Source organism: Dictyobacter arantiisoli, from assembly GCF_008326305.1.
GTDB classification, from domain to species: domain Bacteria; phylum Chloroflexota; class Ktedonobacteria; order Ktedonobacterales; family Ktedonobacteraceae; genus Dictyobacter; species Dictyobacter arantiisoli.
This window is the reverse complement of the sequence record NZ_BIXY01000062.1, coordinates 24,767-41,931: the sequence shown is the minus strand read 5'-3', so window position 1 is coordinate 41,931 and position 17,165 is coordinate 24,767. Positions and strand designations below refer to the sequence as shown.

The following is a 17,165-nucleotide window of genomic DNA, read 5'->3' as shown; positions in this document are numbered from 1 at the left end:
ATGGATCGTGTCGGCGTGTGCAATGTTGCCCGACAGATGCGCTATTTTGATGCATCGTATGACAAGGCTCTTGATCTCTTGCTCACTGGCTACTGTTCCGTTTTTTAGAATTGGAAAGCCCTGGAAATGTGATGGCAAAGCTTGTCATCATCAGGAAGATACGTTATTCTAAAAGGCATAAGGAATTTTCTTTCTGGATCTATGTAACGTTTTTTTTATTATGCCAGAAAGAAACTTCCTTTTCTCGTTATTTAAGCGGTATTGCCCGTGAAGGGTGGCGCCTACGGGGGAATGGTGTTCCACCTTCTCGGTATTGGCTGCGAGGGTTCGAGCCTTCGTTGGTTGAGAAAGAATGTATTTCGCAAGAATGGATGTGATACGATAAGATGATAGATAGACCAGAGAACTATTATGCTATCTTAGGGGTTCCGCCCAATGCGGACCTTGATACCGTCAAAAGAGCCTATCGCCAATTAGCACGCCGTTTTCATCCCGATCTGGCTGGTCCCGAAGGGGCTCTGGAAATGAAACAGATTAATCGCGCCTACGCGGTCCTGGGGGATCAGGAAAAACGCGAAAGCTATGATGCAATCTTAAGCGGCATTATAGATATGCGCCAACCTCTGGTACGTCCACATTCACGCCCGCATGTGCCCGATGATCCAAACGACGTGGAATTTTCGGGGCTGAATACATTCAGCACCCGGGGACCATTTCGCGCCGGGCCGATCATCCAAACAAAACTGGTGGTCCCTTCAGCCCTGCACAGTCGTCCCACAGTACATGGTGTACAGATTGCTGCTGGCTCGCTCGATGGTCAGGGAACGCTCTGGCAGGTCCATCATGATGGAAAAGTCACCGAAACGACCAATTTCGCGGTTGATCCCGCGTTGACGGTTGAAGCGTTGCGCGAACTGCGCTTCTCACAGGCCGGCTCACTTCTATCAGGTTGGAACCGCCTGGGATTGCATGTATGGGATGCTTATTCAGGCACACGACTCTGGAGCTATCCATTAACTGCACGCGCCGTATCAGCCCATTATTCGCTGGATATGAGCCTGCATGTGCAACCAGATGGGAAGCGTAGCGTTTCCATGGCCTTACCCCATCTTAATGAAGATACACGCACTCCACGCTCCTGGGGAGTGCGGAGCACGGATATCATTCATCATGGGATGGAACAGCCAACGGCCAAGGTCTCTGATGCCATCGTTTGCCCCGAAGAAAATACTGATCGGCGCAGTTTCTGGGCTATCCGTATGCGTGCTTTATCACAGGATGCCCATACGCTTGTCACCTTATCCTGTGCCCAGATACCACATGAGCCTGAGCAGATGGCGATTATACGGCGCTGGAATATCACCCCAAAAAAAACACTGGGCCATAAAACGCCACACATTGAAGCCTCTATTTTGATGGGGCGGTGCGAAGATTGCGCCCCACCATATGCAGCCTCCCTGGATGCCTCCCTGCTGGCCTTTGTCTATGCTGGCTCAAACATTCGCCTGTGTGATACCACTACAGGCACCTATAGCGAAATCACCAGCGGCACGATGGGTGGAAGCGCCCGTATAGCAATCTCACCAGACGCCCAATGGCTGGCGGTAGCGCGCGAGGACAGTGAAGTAAGCGAGGGGGTCGTCGATCTGTGGTCGATCACAACCGGTCAAATTATCCAGAAGTTTTATCATCCATGGCAGGTCAGCGCGCTCAACTTTAGCGAGCAACAACTGATTGTCGGGTTAACGGATGGCACAATCCAAATCTGGCAATAAGCAGCACAATGCAGGCAAAATATTCTGCTCGTGCCAAATGGTTGCAAAATTGCTTATTCTATTCGATAATTAGAAGCAAGGAGTAGCAAATACAACCAACCTGATACATCCCTGAGGGCAAACGATTTGTTCAGCATTCTGTAATACCAACTCAACACTAGCAGGGAGCGTGACTTATGAAATGTTCTCAATGCTCAACTGAACTTCGTGAAAACACTGCCTTTTGTCCCCGCTGTGGAACAAGGACGCAGACGAGTCAAATATCGACGTTTTCGTATTTACCACCAGGGGCACCACCATGGCCGACAGCGCCGCCAGTCACCCGTCCCTCTATTATTGAGGCGAATACGGTAGATCCACCTGGCAATGGGCCTCTCAAAACACGCCAGCGAGACTCCAAAGCCCGCAAAGCGGGAAGAGGATGGATCGCAACGATTGCCGTACTGGTACTCGCGCCCGTACTCGGCGTTTTGATTGCGCTGGCAACCCTTTATAGCAATGGGCAGTTGACCAATACACCCGCCAGAGCAGTGAATACCAACACAACCCGCGCCCAGACACGCGCAACCCCAAAACCGTCCCAGAGCCAGAACACGCTCCCTATTCCAACATCCTTTAAGACCGCCAAGGACCCAACTATCAACGTCTCGCTACAATATCCAGCTGACTGGACAGCTGGCGCGCCACAAAAATCAACCACATCCACCTCGATGGCTTTTACGTCCCAGAATCAGATCGGGATTCAGGTCTATCTCACCCATTTTGCTTCATCCGTCACCAGCTCAATTCCCGATACTGCAACCTTGAATCAGGCTCACATGCAAAATTTAAACCAGCAAGGATTCCAAAACATTCAGACTGTCCAGACAAGTAATGCACAACCCTCCATTGGTGGCGAAAAATGGTCACAGAATGAGGCAACAGTACTCGATACGAATAACAATAAATACCATTTCACGATCATTTCAGTGAACCATAAGAAGAGTTACTACTCGATCGCCGTCTTTATGCCAGACGACATCTATCGTGAAGCCACCCAGAAATACTTACAGCCCATGTTCAATTCCTTTAAATTCTTGTCCTGAACAAGCAAACATGCAATAAAAAACAGTCCTCCCCAGATTTCAGGGAGGACTGTTCTCAGGTTATTTCAAGCCAGCACGCTGACTATAATAAAGCCTAGTATTCAGGAATTGCGGGCGCAGCGGCTGCATTTTTCTCAGGCAGATCGGTGATCAAAGCCTCGGTGGTCAGGATCATAGCAGCGATACTGGCAGCATTCTGCAGGGCCGAACGTGTTACTTTGGCAGGATCAGCGATACCAGCCTCTAACATGTCGACATACGTATCGGTCAGCACGTTGTAACCAATATGCTTGTTGTTCTGCTCTTTCTGAGCCCGACGAATACCTTCAACAACCACGGAACCATCACGGCCACCATTGACGGCCAGCTGACGGATTGGCTCTTCGAGGGCACGACGCAGGATGGTTACACCAGTTGCGGCGTCGCCAGTCAGGTTCAGGTTATCCAGAGCCTCAATAGCGGACAGCAGCGCGACACCGCCACCAGGGACGATACCTTCTTCAACACCGGCGCGGGTTGCGGACAGTGCATCTTCAACACGGGTCTGGCGATACTTCAACTCAACCTCGGTACCAGCACCAACCTTGATCACAGCAACGCCACCGGACAGCTTGGCGAGGCGCTCCTGGAGCTTCTCACGGTCATAATCGCTGGTGGTTACGTCAATCTGAGCTTTGATCTGGCGAATGCGTGCCTCGATCTCGGAGCGATCTCCATGGCCCTCAATAATGGTGGTGTCTTCTTTGTGGGAAGTCACAACACGAGCGGTACCCAGATCCTCAAGCGTGGCGCTATCCAGGCGGCGGCCCATCTCTTCGCTGATTACAGTACCACCGGTCAGGGCAGCAATGTCACCCAGCATGTCTTTACGGCGATCACCAAAGCCAGGGGCTTTGACAGCCAGGATATTGAGGATACCGCGCAATTTGTTGACGACCAGTGTGGCCAGAGCCTCACCATCGACATCCTCAGCAATCAGCACTACTTCGCGGCGCCCCTGCTGAACAATCTTCTCAACTACTGGCAGGATATCCTGTACAGCGCTGATCTTCTTGTCTGTGATCAGGATGTAAGGATTCTCCAATGAGGCTTCCATCTTCTCTGAATTAGTGACGAAGTAGGCTGAGATGTAGCCTTTGTCGATCTGCATACCTTCGACATACTCGGTCTCGAAGTTGATACCACGGGACTCCTCAACGGTGATGACGCCATCTTTACCGACGCGATCCATCACTTCAGCGATTAATTCGCCGATCTGCTCATCAGCAGCGGAGATCGAGGCGACCTGAGCGATATCTTTCTTGCCCTCAACCGGCACGGCCAGTTCACGGATATAAGCCACAGCGGCCTCGGAACCTTTATCGATACCCAACTTCAACTGCATGGGATTAGCACCAGCAGCCAGGTTTTTCAAGCCTTCATTTACGATAGCCTGAGCCAATACGGTTGCGGTGGTTGTACCATCACCGGCTACATCATTGGTCTTGGTAGCTGCTTCTTTCAGCAACTGCGCACCCATATTCTCAAATGGATCTTCGAGCTGAATCTCTTTGGCGACGGTCACACCATCATGGGTGACGTTAGGAGCACCGAACTTTTTGTCCAATGCCACGTTACGGCCCTTAGGACCAAGTGTGGTCTTTACTGCGCCTGCCAGAATATCGATGCCCTTTTTAAGGGAACGGCGAGCCTCTTCATCAAATACAAGCTGTTTTGCCATGATTGTATTTCATTCCTTCACTACATACTATCCTTCTGTATTCAAGAAAGACTTTCCTGAATACCAGGAAGAGGAATAATTAACCAACGATTGCGAGAATATCGTTCTCTTTGAGTACCAGGTACTCTTCGTTGTCCAGTTTGAACTCGGTGCCGCCATATTTAGCGAACAGCACACGATCACCCTCATGGATCTCTATTGCAGCGCGCTCACCATTATCCAGCAAACGACCATTACCAACCGCAATCACAACCCCTTCTTGAGGTTTCTCTTTGGCTGTGTCAGGGATAACGATACCGCTTTTTGTTACTTCTTCTTTGGCCGCAGGCTTTACAACCACACGGTCACCAATAGGACGAATCTTAGCCACGATGTATACTTCCTTTCATCAGTGAAATTATCAATCAGAAGACGTATTCAGTGCCTCTTCGTCTGAACCATAATGGATCACACCAGAGATGTTCACCGAACGATACTGTGAATAGTCACAACAACACGGCCCACCTGCCGCACATCCGGTACAGCAATAGGTCGTCTCAGCTACCATGGTAGGAGGCCAAAGGATATCGATATCACAGTTCGCGCAACGAGGCGGCTTCTGACTATTGGCAGAAATCGCCTTATTTTGTTTCCTCTGTTTATGCTCATCATCTTTATTATAGACGTGCTCGAAATCCTCTTGTCTCTTCATTGTGATACCTTTGTTGCAGTTGCGCTGAACCACCACCCAGGAAATAATTCCCTCTAAAGTAGATGTTTGGCGTTTTCTGCGTCATTGCAACTCTTCACGTTCAGGCATTAGACAGACGAAATGTCTGCATGTAGATTTAAAATGCAACGTTATTCTTTTCTCTGTAAAGCAGTATGCCACAATGATTGTTAGAACCACATAGGAAAAGTGTTAGAAAAGTGTTAGAATGCCAGCAATAAGCCTCGTAACAGGGCGCACTTCTCCTCTTCTGTGATGGCATGATACAATAATCACGGGCACATGTGATAAGAAAGAACTTTCACTATAGAAGGTAAAATAGCATGTCATACATTACCACCGTTGATCACTACCAGTATCAAATCACCACACAGCAGCAAGGCAACCAGACTCTGGCGACCCTGGATGGTGTTTCAGAGGCCATTGATTGGAAGCGTATCGCTCCCCTGAGCGCCGATGACAGGGGCAAGGTACAGGCAGGGGGACGCTATAGCCTGCTCCTGCAAGGCAAATCCTATGAAATTCTGGCGCGCCACCTCCCCCAGCTCGATGAAAAGGGCACGCGAACCTACGAAATACAGCTCGCCGGGCAGTACTTTATGGTGGCAGTTGAAGATGAGAGAACTCATCTGCTGGAAGGTATCGCTCGCACCAACGTCCATACCAGCGCCGCAACTGTCCGCGCGCCCATGCCAGGACTGGTCGTCAATACTCTGGTAACTCCGGGAGACAAGGTCAGGGCTGGCGAGACCGTGGTAATATTAGAAGCCATGAAAATGGAAAATGATCTTTCCGCTCCTCTTGCTGGCATAGTGAAAGAGCTCAAAGTCCAGGCAGGACAAACAGTCGATCAAGGGCAAGCCCTGGTGATCATCGAGAGTCAAGCAGACGGCGAACCTGAAAACACGATACTCCTTTGATATGCTTGATATGCTCTCATTATTGCGTATGTTATAATTGTTTGGGACCCATAGGAGGTTTTTGCGCGTCATGGAGATACATGAGAGCAATAGCGCCGCTGAATGGCGTGAAACAACAGCCAGCAGTGGCGGCAAACAGAGAATAGAGCGCAAAGCAAGCTTTGAGACGAGCTCAGGGATTCCCATTCCTGATCTGGTCACAGAAGAGGATCTGGCGAATAGCGATATGCACGCCCGGCTTGGCTATCCGGGAGAGTTCCCTTTCACGCGCGGGATACGACCCGCTATGTATCGTTCACGGCTCTGGACCATGCGTCAATACGCTGGTTTCGCCAGTGCCGAGGAGTCAAACCGCCGTTATCACTACCTGTTATCCCAGGGGACAACCGGTCTCTCTGTCGCCTTTGATCTCCCCACACAGATGGGCTATGATGCCGATCATCCATTCTCAGAGGGTGAAGTTGGTAAAGTAGGGGTCTCAATCTCCAGTCTGGAAGATATGGAGACACTGCTAGAGGGATTGCCCCTGGAACGTATCAGTACCTCGATGACGATTAATGCCACCGCCAGTATCTTATTAGCCCTGTATATCGCTGTGGCGAAAAAACAGGGGACGGATATGCACAAACTCTCTGGTACCATCCAGAATGACCTCTTAAAAGAATATATCGCCCGTGGCACCTATATCTATCCACCCCGGCATTCTATGCGTATCATTACTGACATCTTTAGCTACTGTGCAAAAAACCTGCCCAGTTGGAACACGATCAGTATCAGTGGCTATCATATTCGCGAGGCCGGTTCTACCGCGGCACAAGAGATTGCTTTCACGCTAGCCAATGCGATTGCGTATGTCCAGGCCGCCGTTGAGACCGGACTGAATGTGGATACCTTTGCGGGTCAGCTCTCATTCTTCTTTAATAGCCATAATAATCTATTTGAAGAGGTAGCCAAATTCAGGGCCGCGCGCCGTATGTGGGCCCATATTATGCGCGAACGCTTCCATGCACAGGATGCTCGCTCGCTGATGTTGCGTTTCCACACTCAGACCGCTGGCTCAACTCTGACGGCCCAACAACCAGATAACAATATCGTGCGGACAGCCTATCAGGCGCTGGCGGCCGTCCTGGGCGGAACGCAATCCTTACACACCAACGCCAAAGATGAAGCCCTGTCCTTGCCCACCGAGGAAACAGCCCGCGTGGCCCTGCGTACCCAGCAGATTCTCGGTTATGAGACCGGCGTCGCGGATGTGGTAGATCCACTGGCTGGCTCCTATTATGTCGAGGCACTAACGAACGAGCTTGAGCAACGTGCCTGGCAGTACATCCAGGAGATTGATGCGTTGGGCGGGAGTGTACGCGCCATCGAGCATGGTTATCTGCAAGCACAGATCGAAGAAGCAGCGTATGTGTATCAGCGAGCGCTGGAGGAAGAGCAAAGTATTGTTGTGGGTGTCAATCGCTTTCAAACCGCGACCTCAGAACCATTCACATCTCAAACGATTGATCCCCAAATTGTCCAGCGACAGACCGCCAGGCTGGCGGCCTTGCGACAAAAACGGGATAATGCACTGGTTGGACAACGACTACAAATCCTTGAACAGGCCGCACGTGGCAATAGCAATCTCATGCCACCTATTATTGCCGCAGTTGAGGCCTACGCAACCCTGGGAGAAATCAGTGATATCCTGCGTCAGGTGTTTGGCGAACAAAGAGAATTGCGTCGTATAGATTAGTGGTAGTTGTTATAGAGTATAATAGAAATAGCATATGAAAATTATCAAAAGTGTAAACAATGCTGCAGGAGAGCAGCAAGTGCATCCCGCACGTGATGCGGAGCGGAGTGAGAATATCTTCTACGATTATCATCATAGTGATCCTCGTAGCCGACAAGGCCACCTGGATCAGCCCAATAAACTGGCCCTGGCCCCCATCGGGGTCTTTGATTCTGGAGCAGGTGGTCTGACAATTCTGTCAGATCTACGCAAAGAACTGCCTCAGGAACACTTCATTTACTATGGCGACACTGCCTTTTGTCCCTATGGGGTCCGGGATGACGCTGAGGTTATTCAATTGACGGTGCAGGCCTGCCGCTTCCTCGTCGAACAAGGGGTGAAATTAATCGTAGTCGCCTGCAATACCGCATCACAGGCCGCGCTCAGTGCGTTACGCGAGACCTATCCCCATATTCCCTTTGTAGGAGTGGTACCGGCGGTCAAACCCGCTGCACGCATCACCAGACGGGGGCGCATTGGGATTGCCGCAACCAATGGTGCGGTACAGTCGGCCTATCTGCATGATTTGATTGATACCTTTGCTTCAGATATTCAGGCCTATTCCGTGGGCTGTTCGGAACTGGTCCCCCTGGTCGAACAGGGTCAACTGGATGGACCAGTTGTGGATGAAACCCTGCGTCATGCCCTGCAACCCTTAACAGGCAAAGATATAGACGTGCTTGTGCTCGGTTGTACCCATTTTCCAGCTCTGCGTCCAGCAATTGAACGCGTGGTAGGAAAAGGCGTGCAGGTCATCGATAGTGGAACCGCTATCGCGCGACGAACTCACACCATTCTGGATACCGATGGTATGCTTTTCCCGGCACAGGAAGAAGAGCATGGTACATTGAACATCTGGTGTAGCGGGGATGCCAGAGCATTCAGCTCAGTCGCCAGCGCGATACTTGGCTATCCAGTTGAAGTATCTCAGGCACCATGCATACTAAATTAGCAACGCTCATTCAAATACATTCAGGAATAAATCGTACATGCTACTCTGAATACATAAAATCGATAGATAGTCTCCTTCAGCGCAATGAAGGGAAACAAAGGAGAAACTCTACATGCTTGAGAACATGGCACTACAAGATAGCGATGATACGCCGACGGCCACGCAGCAGGCTCAAATGCCCTTTGCACGTTTGGTCTCGACGATCCTATCACCTGCTGTTGTTGCCCTGCCCTTTATTGTGCTCATGGCTTTGTCGACCAACGCATCGAATATCTTATCTTCCGTTATTATTACCATCTTCTTTCTCTGTGTTGGTCCCATGGCCTATATCGTATTCGGGGTTATCACCGGTAAATTTACCGATGCCGATGTAAGTGTGCGCTCACAACGGGTTGGACCCTTTCTCTTTGGCATTACCTCCAGCCTGCTGGGAGATGTCATTTTACATCTCACCCAGGGACTAAAAAATCTGGAAACAGTCTTGCTCCTGGTTGCGATCTGTGGCCTACTTATGATGATTGTCACGCTATGGTGGAAGATCAGCATGCATGCATCAGCCCTGGGAGCTGCACTGACGGCCCTCAGCATGGCCTATGGTAAAATCATCCTGCCCGCATTCGTGCTCCTCATACTGGTCAGTTGGTCCCGGGTCAGACTCAAGCGCCACACCCTCGCCCAAGTAATTGCGGGCTCTATCATCGGTATCCTGCTCTCCTGGTCACTCCTTAAAACCCAGGGCTTTTGATTATCCACGACGCTTGAAAAGAATGAGGAAGCGGATTATTAATTAAGTTGCGTCCTCATTCTCGTGGGAGATACTACGGATGTTATCCATAACCTTGTTCCAGGGGATGTTATTGTTAGGAGGATAGAGTTCTGGCTGGTAGAAGACGTCTATCTGGTGTTGTTGCAGCCAGTTCAGGCTGGGGGCGAAGGCGGGATCTTGCGCCAGTTCAGCGCTGGCACGTGGGAAAACGAGGATTGGACAGGACTGCTGCTGTGTCCATTGCCATAACAGTTCCAGGACATAGGTATCGGTGATGCCCTGCGTCCATTTGCGTAGCGTATTAAAGGTTGCCGGGATAACCACGGCAAGGGTGAAGGATGCTAAAGGCTCAGTCGGGGTGGTCGTGAAGACGCTATGTCCGATCTTTTGTGCCAGCAGTGGCTCATCAATAAAAGCACGTGCGTTGGGGGTCGCGAACACAGAGACATCCCAATCCTCATCCTGGGCCAGAGCCACCAGGATCTGAATCTGTTTTGCGGGCAACGCCGCACAGACCAGCACAGCCAATCTCTTCAAGCGATCCCCCCTTACGAAAGAAAAAAGACAGGCGGCTCACCTTTAAGGTTAAGCCATCTGTCTTTTTAAGGTATATCAGCATGCTTCCAGAGAAGCGTATTACTCCTGACTCGCAGCAGTACCAGCAGGTAAAGCTACCCGGCTCGGCACACCATCGCGCAGGGCGATGGCAGGAACGGCAGGTTTCGCACGCAGTTGCGCCCGAATAGCCGGAGCCTGAGCATGACGTGTGGTCGAGAGCGTAACACGACGCACCAACCAGACAAAGCCGAAGACACCAGCCCAGTTCACACAGGCCAGTACAACCAGGAAGACCCAGGTCGGCAGAGCTGAGGTTGCGAAGTACAGGATACCAGTAACCAGGATATTCACCAGGGTTACAGGCATCAACACCAACCAGGCGAATTGCATCAACTGGTCAGCGCGCAAACGTACCAACGTTGCACGAATCCAGATGAAGACCGCACAGAGGGCGTAAATCTTAATAATGAAGTACAGGAGAGCCAGCATATTACCAACAAAGCCCCACAGCAGCGAATGCTGGGCTGTTAAGAAGGCAACACCAGGGCCAGCGAATCCACCCAGGAAGAGGTAGGAAGCAACCGCAGAAACGATTGTCATGTTACCGTATTCACCCAGGAAGAACATAGCCCAACGCATGCCGCTATACTCAGTCATGTAACCGGCAACCAGTTCGGACTCAGCTTCTGGCAGGTCGAATGGAGCGCGGTTGGTCTCAGCCAGACCACAGATGTAGTAGATCAACAACATCAAAGGCTGAAACAGTACAAACCAGGACCAGGGAGTAAAGCCCTGGAAGAGGAAGTCGAGAATACCAATACCGGTATGATTCCAGGCCGAGTTCTGGAAGATCTGAATTTCATAAGGGGCAAGTGTACCAATACCATCCTGACCAGGAAAGCCAGGTCGGCCAGCCAGCACGCTTGTCAACATAATCACGCTGACAAAAGCCAGCACCAGGGGAAGCTCATAGGAAATCATCTGAGCAGCAGAACGTAAGCCACCGATCAATGAATATTTGTTATTAGAGCCCCAACCAGCCATAATCACGCCAATAACGTCAATCGAGCTCATGGCAACATAGAAGACCAGGCCGACCGCCAGAGCACTACCAGGCAGTTGAATATAAGGAGAAAATGGCATAATGGCAAAAGATGCGATAACCGGAGCCATAAAGACTGCCGGGGCGAAGATCAACATCGCTTTATCAGCACCACCAACGTGGACATCTTCTTTTAATAACAGCTTACCGACGTCCGCGACCGACTGGAGAAGTCCCCAGGGGCCAGTGTGCAATGGGCCGTAGCGGTCCTGCATCCAGGCCAGAATTTTGCGCTCAGCGAGCACCAGAATCGTAGCGCTGGTCAGAATAAACCCGAAGATAGTCAGGAAGGCCACCACAAACTGCAAGAAATTCCAGGAGATAATTCCATTCCACAGGTTGCTGAGCCAATAAAACCAACTATTAGCTGCGATATCTGCGACAATCATTCTAAACATATGATAACTCCACGGGAGAAGCAGCAAACGCCCGCATGGGCTCATTTGCTACCTCAAGACACGCTTACCGATCGACCTCGCCAAGCACAATATCGGTACTACCCAAAATTGCAATGGCGTCACTCATTTTATGGCCGCGCAACAATTCAGGCACAATCTGTAAATTGACAAAGGATGGTCCACGGAGCTTGGCACGCCATGGATACTCACTTCCATCGCTGATGAAGTACACCCCTAACTCGCCCTTACTGCTCTCAATGGCGAAGTAGGTCTCACCACGTGGAGGACGTAACGCAATCGGAGTACGGACGCTGATCGGACCACCAGGCAGTTTATCGATGCCCTCACGGACAAGGCGAATGCTCTCAGTGATTTCCTGCAAGCGGACATAATAGCGCGCAAAGCAGTCACCCTCCTGGCGCACAATCGGATTCACAGCCACTTCTCGATACGCCATGTATGGACGATTCACGCGCAGATCCCAGTTGATACCGCTTGCGCGCAGCATCGGACCGGTTAGGCCATAGGCCAGCGCCTGCTGTGGATCGATATAACCCACACCTTGCGTCCGGGACATAAAGATTTCGTTACCGGACAGCAGGCCGTCCATTTCGACCATATTCTTTTCTAATTTGTCCAGGAAAGTCGAGCACTCATCGAGCCAGCCCTTAGGTAAATCATGCAAGACACCGCCGACGCGCATATAGTTCACGTTAAAGCGGCTGCCGCTCAGAGCCTCAAACATCGAGAGAATACCTTCGCGATCACGGAAAGCCCAGATGATCGGAGTAGTGGTTCCCAGGTCCATACCATAGGTACCAATACCGACCAGATGGCTTGCGATGCGCTGTAATTCATTGGTAATCAAGCGAATATACTGCGCACGGCGTGGAATCTCAATCCCCATCTCCTGTTCAACGGCACCCGCATAGGCGGTCTCATTGAGCATAGGAGACAGATAATCGGAATTATCCATGTAGCGGATACCCGCCATAACGGTACGGTTTTCCAGAATCTTTTCAATACCACGGTGCAGGTAGCCGATCACCGGAGTACAACTCGTGATCGTTTCACCTTCCAGGGTAATAATCAGACGCAAAACACCATGGGTACTGGGGTGTTGCGGACCCATGTTTAACAACATTTCCTGAGTTTTAATGCCTTCAGATGTTCCAGAAAATTCGGCTTGAAACTCAGTATCTTGGTTTGTAGCCATAAGCTTCCTCTAATTTGCTTGTCTTCTTCGTTGCCACTTCCATAGACGAACGCCGAAGCTAATCGACCACAGTAACGCAATCATAGCCATCATACCAGCAAAAACATAGCGATTGGGATCATTAAGCGAAACAAAACTGTAGGCAATTCCCCAACAACCGAGTGCCACAACCGCCCCTATCACCAGACCAGACATACTATCAGTACGGCCAGTGCGGCGTGAAACCAGCCTGCGACTCATGCCTGGATGAACTCTCTCTGGCTGTGCCAGAGCCCCCTGCTCACGGCCATGCTTTGTGCGTTTTTTTGACTTTGGCATGCTATCTATCATTCTGATATCTATCAGGATTGACATGCAGCGCTACAACTACGCGTTACCATTGCTCGAAGAGTGTGTCTCAGTTGACGAGTCCGCTTCCTTGTGGGCAGCTTCATTGGCATGTCCAAAGGTTGGCGTTCCAGGATGCAACCGCTCCTCCATACCCTGGCCCAACTTCTTTTGCACCACACGTTCCACATTCTGCTGCTGATATTGACCAGAAACAGCCATGTTTGGATCAATCTGAGTCGTGGCACGTGGTTTGACAGTCATCGGAACCTGATGGAAATTCTTTAACAGAGGATACCCTTCAAAATCATCATCGAGCAGCATACGACGCAGATCAGGATGACCAGCGAAACGAATGCCGTACATGTCATATGTTTCACGCTCCAGCCAATTCGCTGTCGGCCAGACCGATACAACGCTATCAACTTCAGGGGCCTCATGATCAAGACGAACCTTGATCTGGATTAACTGCTCACGGATCGTGGAACGCATATGATACACCGTCTCCAGATGATCCAGCATATCGGTACCTGAGATACAACTCAGAATATCGAAGCCAAGCTGGTCACGCAAAAGGCGGCTCACCGCCACAAGATGTTCGCGCTCAACATCGAGACCGAGATAATCACCTTTTTGAAGCTGCGTTACAAGGGGCTTTCCGGTAATCTGAGCAATCGGGGCCAGATCACGAGCCAATGCGGCGTTCTGGTCGCGATACCCAGTTGTAGCACTGGGAATATTTTTAGATCGTGGTACTAGATCCATCGTGTTACTCCCTTACGCCATGCATACAAAAGCCCAATCGCAAGGACGACAATAAAGAATACAATCTCACAAAAGCCAAAAATGCTTAATTGCTTAAAGATAACAGCCCAGGAGATAACAAAAACAATATCTACATCAAAGGCCACGAAGAGCAAGGCGTAGATGTAAAATCCGAGCGGATATTGAACCCAAGCAGAGCCAATGGGAGTTTCGCCAGATTCGTACGTCTGCAGTTTTTCCTTTGTTGGATTATGTGGAGAAAGCAGGCCTGAGACAGTTGTTGCCAATATCACAAACACAAAACCTGCTGCCACAAGGATACCTGCATATAAATATCCAATATTAGCTGGTGTTGACACGAGCTTTTCCTCCCAAGAAATACCTCCGCTATAGCAGCGGAGGCCAAGAAAATGCTGACTAGATTATAGCACAGGGAACAGGGAGCGACAATTTATTGTAACTGTGGGATCTGTACGGAATCAGGTTTCGCGATCAGTTGAAACTGCGGCATTCCAGCCGTATCAATGGGTTCCGTTACATTTACTACGATCACACTGACATTATCTTCCCCGCCACCATCCAGTGCAGCCTGTATAAGTGCGTCGCCGATAACAAAAGGATTGGGATCAGGATTTTTCACCACCGCTTCGATCTTTGGATCACGGACCATATCCCATAAGCCATCGGAACAAAGTAATAATTTGTCACCCGGTTGCAATTGCACTGTAAATGAATCTATCTCAACCGCTGGCTTCTCACCCAGACTGCGATAGATTTGATTGCGCTTCGGATGTGTATAGATATCATCTGGTTTAATGATACCAGCTTCTACCAGACTGGCAACTACCGAGTGATCAGTTGTCACCTTGCGCAATCCCAGAGCCGGATTAAACAGGTAGGTCCGGCTATCTCCCACATTGACGACATATGCTATGCCATCAATAATCAGCGTCGCCGTAATGGTTGTGCCCATATCACCATTTTGCTCAATATTATTTTGATGGACCGCCAGATTGGCTTGCTGGGCGCCTTCAACCAGTAAACTGGCATAAGCATCACCCTGCTGTACTGGCTGCCCAATAATTCTGGGGAGCAAATAACTCGCAATCGCTTGAATGGCAAGACGACTGGCATCCTCGCCATTCGCATGTCCACCCATACCATCCGCCACCACCAACAAACCAAACATCGGTGATTTTGAGGCACTGCGCAACACTCCCTGAGCCGCAAACAGACTATCCTCATTAGGCTTATACTTACGCTTAATTCCTGCGTTAGAGCGCGCTCCCACCACAAAACCAATCCGCTGTCCACTCAAACGCATCGTATAAGGAACCGTTTTCTCAGGATCAGCTGGCATCTCATTGCCCGCCCCCATGCGTGATGCGATATCCACAGTAGGCTGTTCCGCAATTGAGCGTCCCGGCACCACGGTGGGCTGTTCCGCAATAGCATTGGCAGGTACAATCGTGGTTTGTTCCGCTATCGAGCGAGCTGAAACAGCTGGTGTTGTCAGCGGAGCCTGTGATCCTTCAGAGGCCGTCGAAGCTGGCCTGAAGGGCTCGCGTCGCTGAACTTTTCCATCCACCGGCAAGAGTTGTTGCTGGCAATAGCCACAAAAACGTGCGTTGAGAGCCACAACCTCATCACAATGCGGGCAATGCAGCGTCGATGATCCTAAAGGACCATTCTTCAGCACCACAGGCAAAGGAGCAGAAGAAGCGGACACCTCTTCTTTTTCCTGTGCGACGTCCAGTTCGGACTGACGAATGCGTTGAGCCTCGATAGTAGCACGCTGCTCGGCATCCGCCAACTCTGCCTCCAGAGCACGACGGCGTTTGTTTATGCGCATGCGCCATATCATAAACACCACCAACAGCAGTAACGCTATCAGTATAGCAACGAATAGACCAAGTTGCCAATACAGTACATATACTCCATGTATGGTTAAGCCAGCGGAAGAAAAACCTTCTGAAGAGGGAGAGGCCGCCGGAGGAGGAGACACATGCTGTGCAACCACTGTGGGTTCCGTGAGCGAAAGGAAGCGTTGCGCAGCCTGGAAATTTTTATTGGCGCTATAGGCTTGCTGGAAAGCAACGCGAGCGCTATCCGTCATCTGATGATAATACGCATCCATGCCATTTTTCCAATTATCATGTACAGGATTTACCGTGGCGGAGTTAGGATTTTTTGGCAATGTTGCATTCAAGAGCGATTGAATGGAGGAGAGCGAAAAGACCGTTGTACTTCCTCCTCCATACATGCCAACCAGTTCGCCAGTGGGATTAACCAGCAATGCGCCACGCTCAAGCGTCGTTGCATTCTGTGGCTGAGTAACAGGTGTACGATATCCTTCTAAGAGATTCTCATAGGTGCTGATCTGCGTCGAACCCTCACTGGTCGTTTGCAATCCATCAAGCGTGGCATCACTTTTTGCCAGCACAAGGGGAGGATTTTGTGCGCTATTCCCACTATTTTGACTGGATGCCAGGTCAATAAATGGCTGTGGTTCCTGTGTACTACTGGAAAAAGAAAACAAGGTCGGGCTATTGACACACGAACTGGTCGCAGGCAAACAATAGGCGGAAATAGCGGAGGCATTCACCGTATACTTCACAACACTTTGGGCATTATATGCTGCGCTTGTATAGACAGTGATACCATTGAGAGTTGCATCAGGTGCCGATGTTAAGCAGGTAGCTTTTTTCTCATTATTGACCAGCGAGCCATCGGTCAATACCCAGTTCTCATACTGATTTTTAGCCTCATCGAGCTGACTGGATACAAGCACACCCAAACCAGTACACAAAATAGTGGAATTGGCAGCCGCCCCTCCAGTATCGGCAGTACCTGTATATGACACAAGGAGGCGCACAACTGAGACACCTGCGCGTGTTACATCCTGTGGAGGAAGTGATAGCGGTGCCTGGCGAGTAGCAGCAAAGGCAGTGGAGGAACGCCCGAAGAACAGGGCGATCATGAGCCAAGCGAGTACTAAGATAGCTGGCAGTCGAAAGCTCTTTTGTAATTTCCGCGAGCTGAGACGATGCGTACTCATTGACACTTTCCCTTCATGCCAGATAGACAGTGCATAA

The 17,165-nt window shown here is 50.3% G+C and carries 16 protein-coding genes; 6 read left to right on the top strand and 10 right to left on the bottom strand.

The features are described from left to right. The first annotated feature begins 386 nt into the window (after window positions 1–386). Together F1593_RS18750 and F1593_RS18745 are read left to right on the top strand one after the other, a co-directional pair. On the top strand, window positions 387–1,775 hold the full coding sequence (locus tag F1593_RS18750; protein ID WP_149403095.1) for a DnaJ domain-containing protein: 1,389 nt from the start codon (window positions 387–389) through the stop codon (window positions 1,773–1,775). Window positions 1,776–1,951: 176 nt separating this feature from the next. After that, a complete protein-coding gene (locus F1593_RS18745) occupies window positions 1,952–2,860 on the top strand; it encodes a zinc-ribbon domain-containing protein (RefSeq protein ID WP_149403094.1) in 909 nt (302 codons plus the stop codon). A gap of 94 nt (window positions 2,861–2,954) precedes the next feature. On the opposite strand, the gene groL is transcribed toward F1593_RS18745, so the two are convergent. The 3 genes from groL to F1593_RS18730 form a co-directional block, all read right to left on the bottom strand. Beyond that, window positions 2,955–4,580 carry a chaperonin GroEL gene (gene groL / locus F1593_RS18740; protein WP_149403093.1) on the bottom strand — a complete coding sequence of 542 codons (1,626 nt, stop codon included), beginning with the start codon at window positions 4,578–4,580 and terminating at the stop codon, window positions 2,955–2,957. Between the two features lie 79 nt (window positions 4,581–4,659). Then, a complete protein-coding gene (groES, locus tag F1593_RS18735; protein WP_149403092.1) occupies window positions 4,660–4,950 on the bottom strand; it encodes a co-chaperone GroES in 291 nt (96 codons plus the stop codon). A 30-nt stretch (window positions 4,951–4,980) separates the two neighbouring features. Further along, the gene (locus F1593_RS18730; protein WP_149403091.1) at window positions 4,981–5,271 is read right to left on the bottom strand and encodes a hypothetical protein; all 291 of its coding nucleotides are present in this window, start codon (window positions 5,269–5,271) and stop codon (window positions 4,981–4,983) included. Window positions 5,272–5,612: 341 nt separating this feature from the next. Here F1593_RS18730 and F1593_RS18725 point away from each other — a divergent pair, with 341 nt between their 5' ends. From F1593_RS18725 to F1593_RS18710, 4 genes are all read left to right on the top strand, one after another. Further along, complete coding sequence (locus F1593_RS18725) at window positions 5,613–6,209, top strand: acyl-CoA carboxylase biotin carboxyl carrier protein subunit (RefSeq protein WP_149403090.1); 597 nt, start codon at window positions 5,613–5,615, stop codon at window positions 6,207–6,209. 70 nt (window positions 6,210–6,279) lie between these two features. Further along, on the top strand, window positions 6,280–7,947 hold the full coding sequence (locus tag F1593_RS18720) for an acyl-CoA mutase large subunit family protein (protein WP_149403089.1): 1,668 nt from the start codon (window positions 6,280–6,282) through the stop codon (window positions 7,945–7,947). Window positions 7,948–7,981: 34 nt separating this feature from the next. Beyond that, window positions 7,982–8,938: a glutamate racemase gene (gene murI / locus F1593_RS18715; RefSeq protein WP_149403088.1), complete on the top strand. Its 957-nt coding sequence runs from the start codon at window positions 7,982–7,984 to the stop codon at window positions 8,936–8,938. 112 nt (window positions 8,939–9,050) lie between these two features. Continuing rightward, window positions 9,051–9,683, top strand: coding sequence for a phosphatase PAP2 family protein (locus F1593_RS18710; RefSeq protein WP_149403087.1), 633 nt, complete (start codon window positions 9,051–9,053; stop codon window positions 9,681–9,683). Between the two features lie 42 nt (window positions 9,684–9,725). On the opposite strand, the gene F1593_RS18705 is transcribed toward F1593_RS18710, so the two are convergent. The 7 genes from F1593_RS18705 to F1593_RS18675 form a co-directional block, all read right to left on the bottom strand. Further along, window positions 9,726–10,241: a flavoprotein gene (locus tag F1593_RS18705; RefSeq protein WP_149403086.1), complete on the bottom strand. Its 516-nt coding sequence runs from the start codon at window positions 10,239–10,241 to the stop codon at window positions 9,726–9,728. A gap of 99 nt (window positions 10,242–10,340) precedes the next feature. Then, window positions 10,341–11,762: a complex I subunit 1/NuoH family protein gene (locus F1593_RS18700; RefSeq protein WP_216368913.1), complete on the bottom strand. Its 1,422-nt coding sequence runs from the start codon at window positions 11,760–11,762 to the stop codon at window positions 10,341–10,343. 64 nt (window positions 11,763–11,826) lie between these two features. Beyond that, window positions 11,827–12,978, bottom strand: a complete 1,152-nt coding sequence (locus F1593_RS18695) for an NADH-quinone oxidoreductase subunit D (protein ID WP_149403085.1) — start codon at window positions 12,976–12,978, stop codon at window positions 11,827–11,829. 9 nt (window positions 12,979–12,987) lie between these two features. Continuing rightward, the gene (locus F1593_RS18690; RefSeq protein ID WP_149403084.1) at window positions 12,988–13,296 is read right to left on the bottom strand and encodes a hypothetical protein; all 309 of its coding nucleotides are present in this window, start codon (window positions 13,294–13,296) and stop codon (window positions 12,988–12,990) included. Window positions 13,297–13,344: 48 nt separating this feature from the next. Further along, window positions 13,345–14,070 (bottom strand): NADH-quinone oxidoreductase subunit C, encoded by a 726-nt coding sequence (locus tag F1593_RS18685; protein WP_149403083.1) that lies wholly within the window; start codon window positions 14,068–14,070, stop codon window positions 13,345–13,347. Beyond that, window positions 14,061–14,429: an NADH-quinone oxidoreductase subunit A gene (locus F1593_RS18680; protein ID WP_149403082.1), complete on the bottom strand. Its 369-nt coding sequence runs from the start codon at window positions 14,427–14,429 to the stop codon at window positions 14,061–14,063. The genes F1593_RS18685 and F1593_RS18680 overlap by 10 nt, the downstream gene beginning before the upstream one ends. 92 nt (window positions 14,430–14,521) lie before the next feature. Then, window positions 14,522–17,128 (bottom strand): PP2C family protein-serine/threonine phosphatase, encoded by a 2,607-nt coding sequence (locus F1593_RS18675; protein ID WP_149403081.1) that lies wholly within the window; start codon window positions 17,126–17,128, stop codon window positions 14,522–14,524. Window positions 17,129–17,165: the final 37 nt, after the last annotated feature.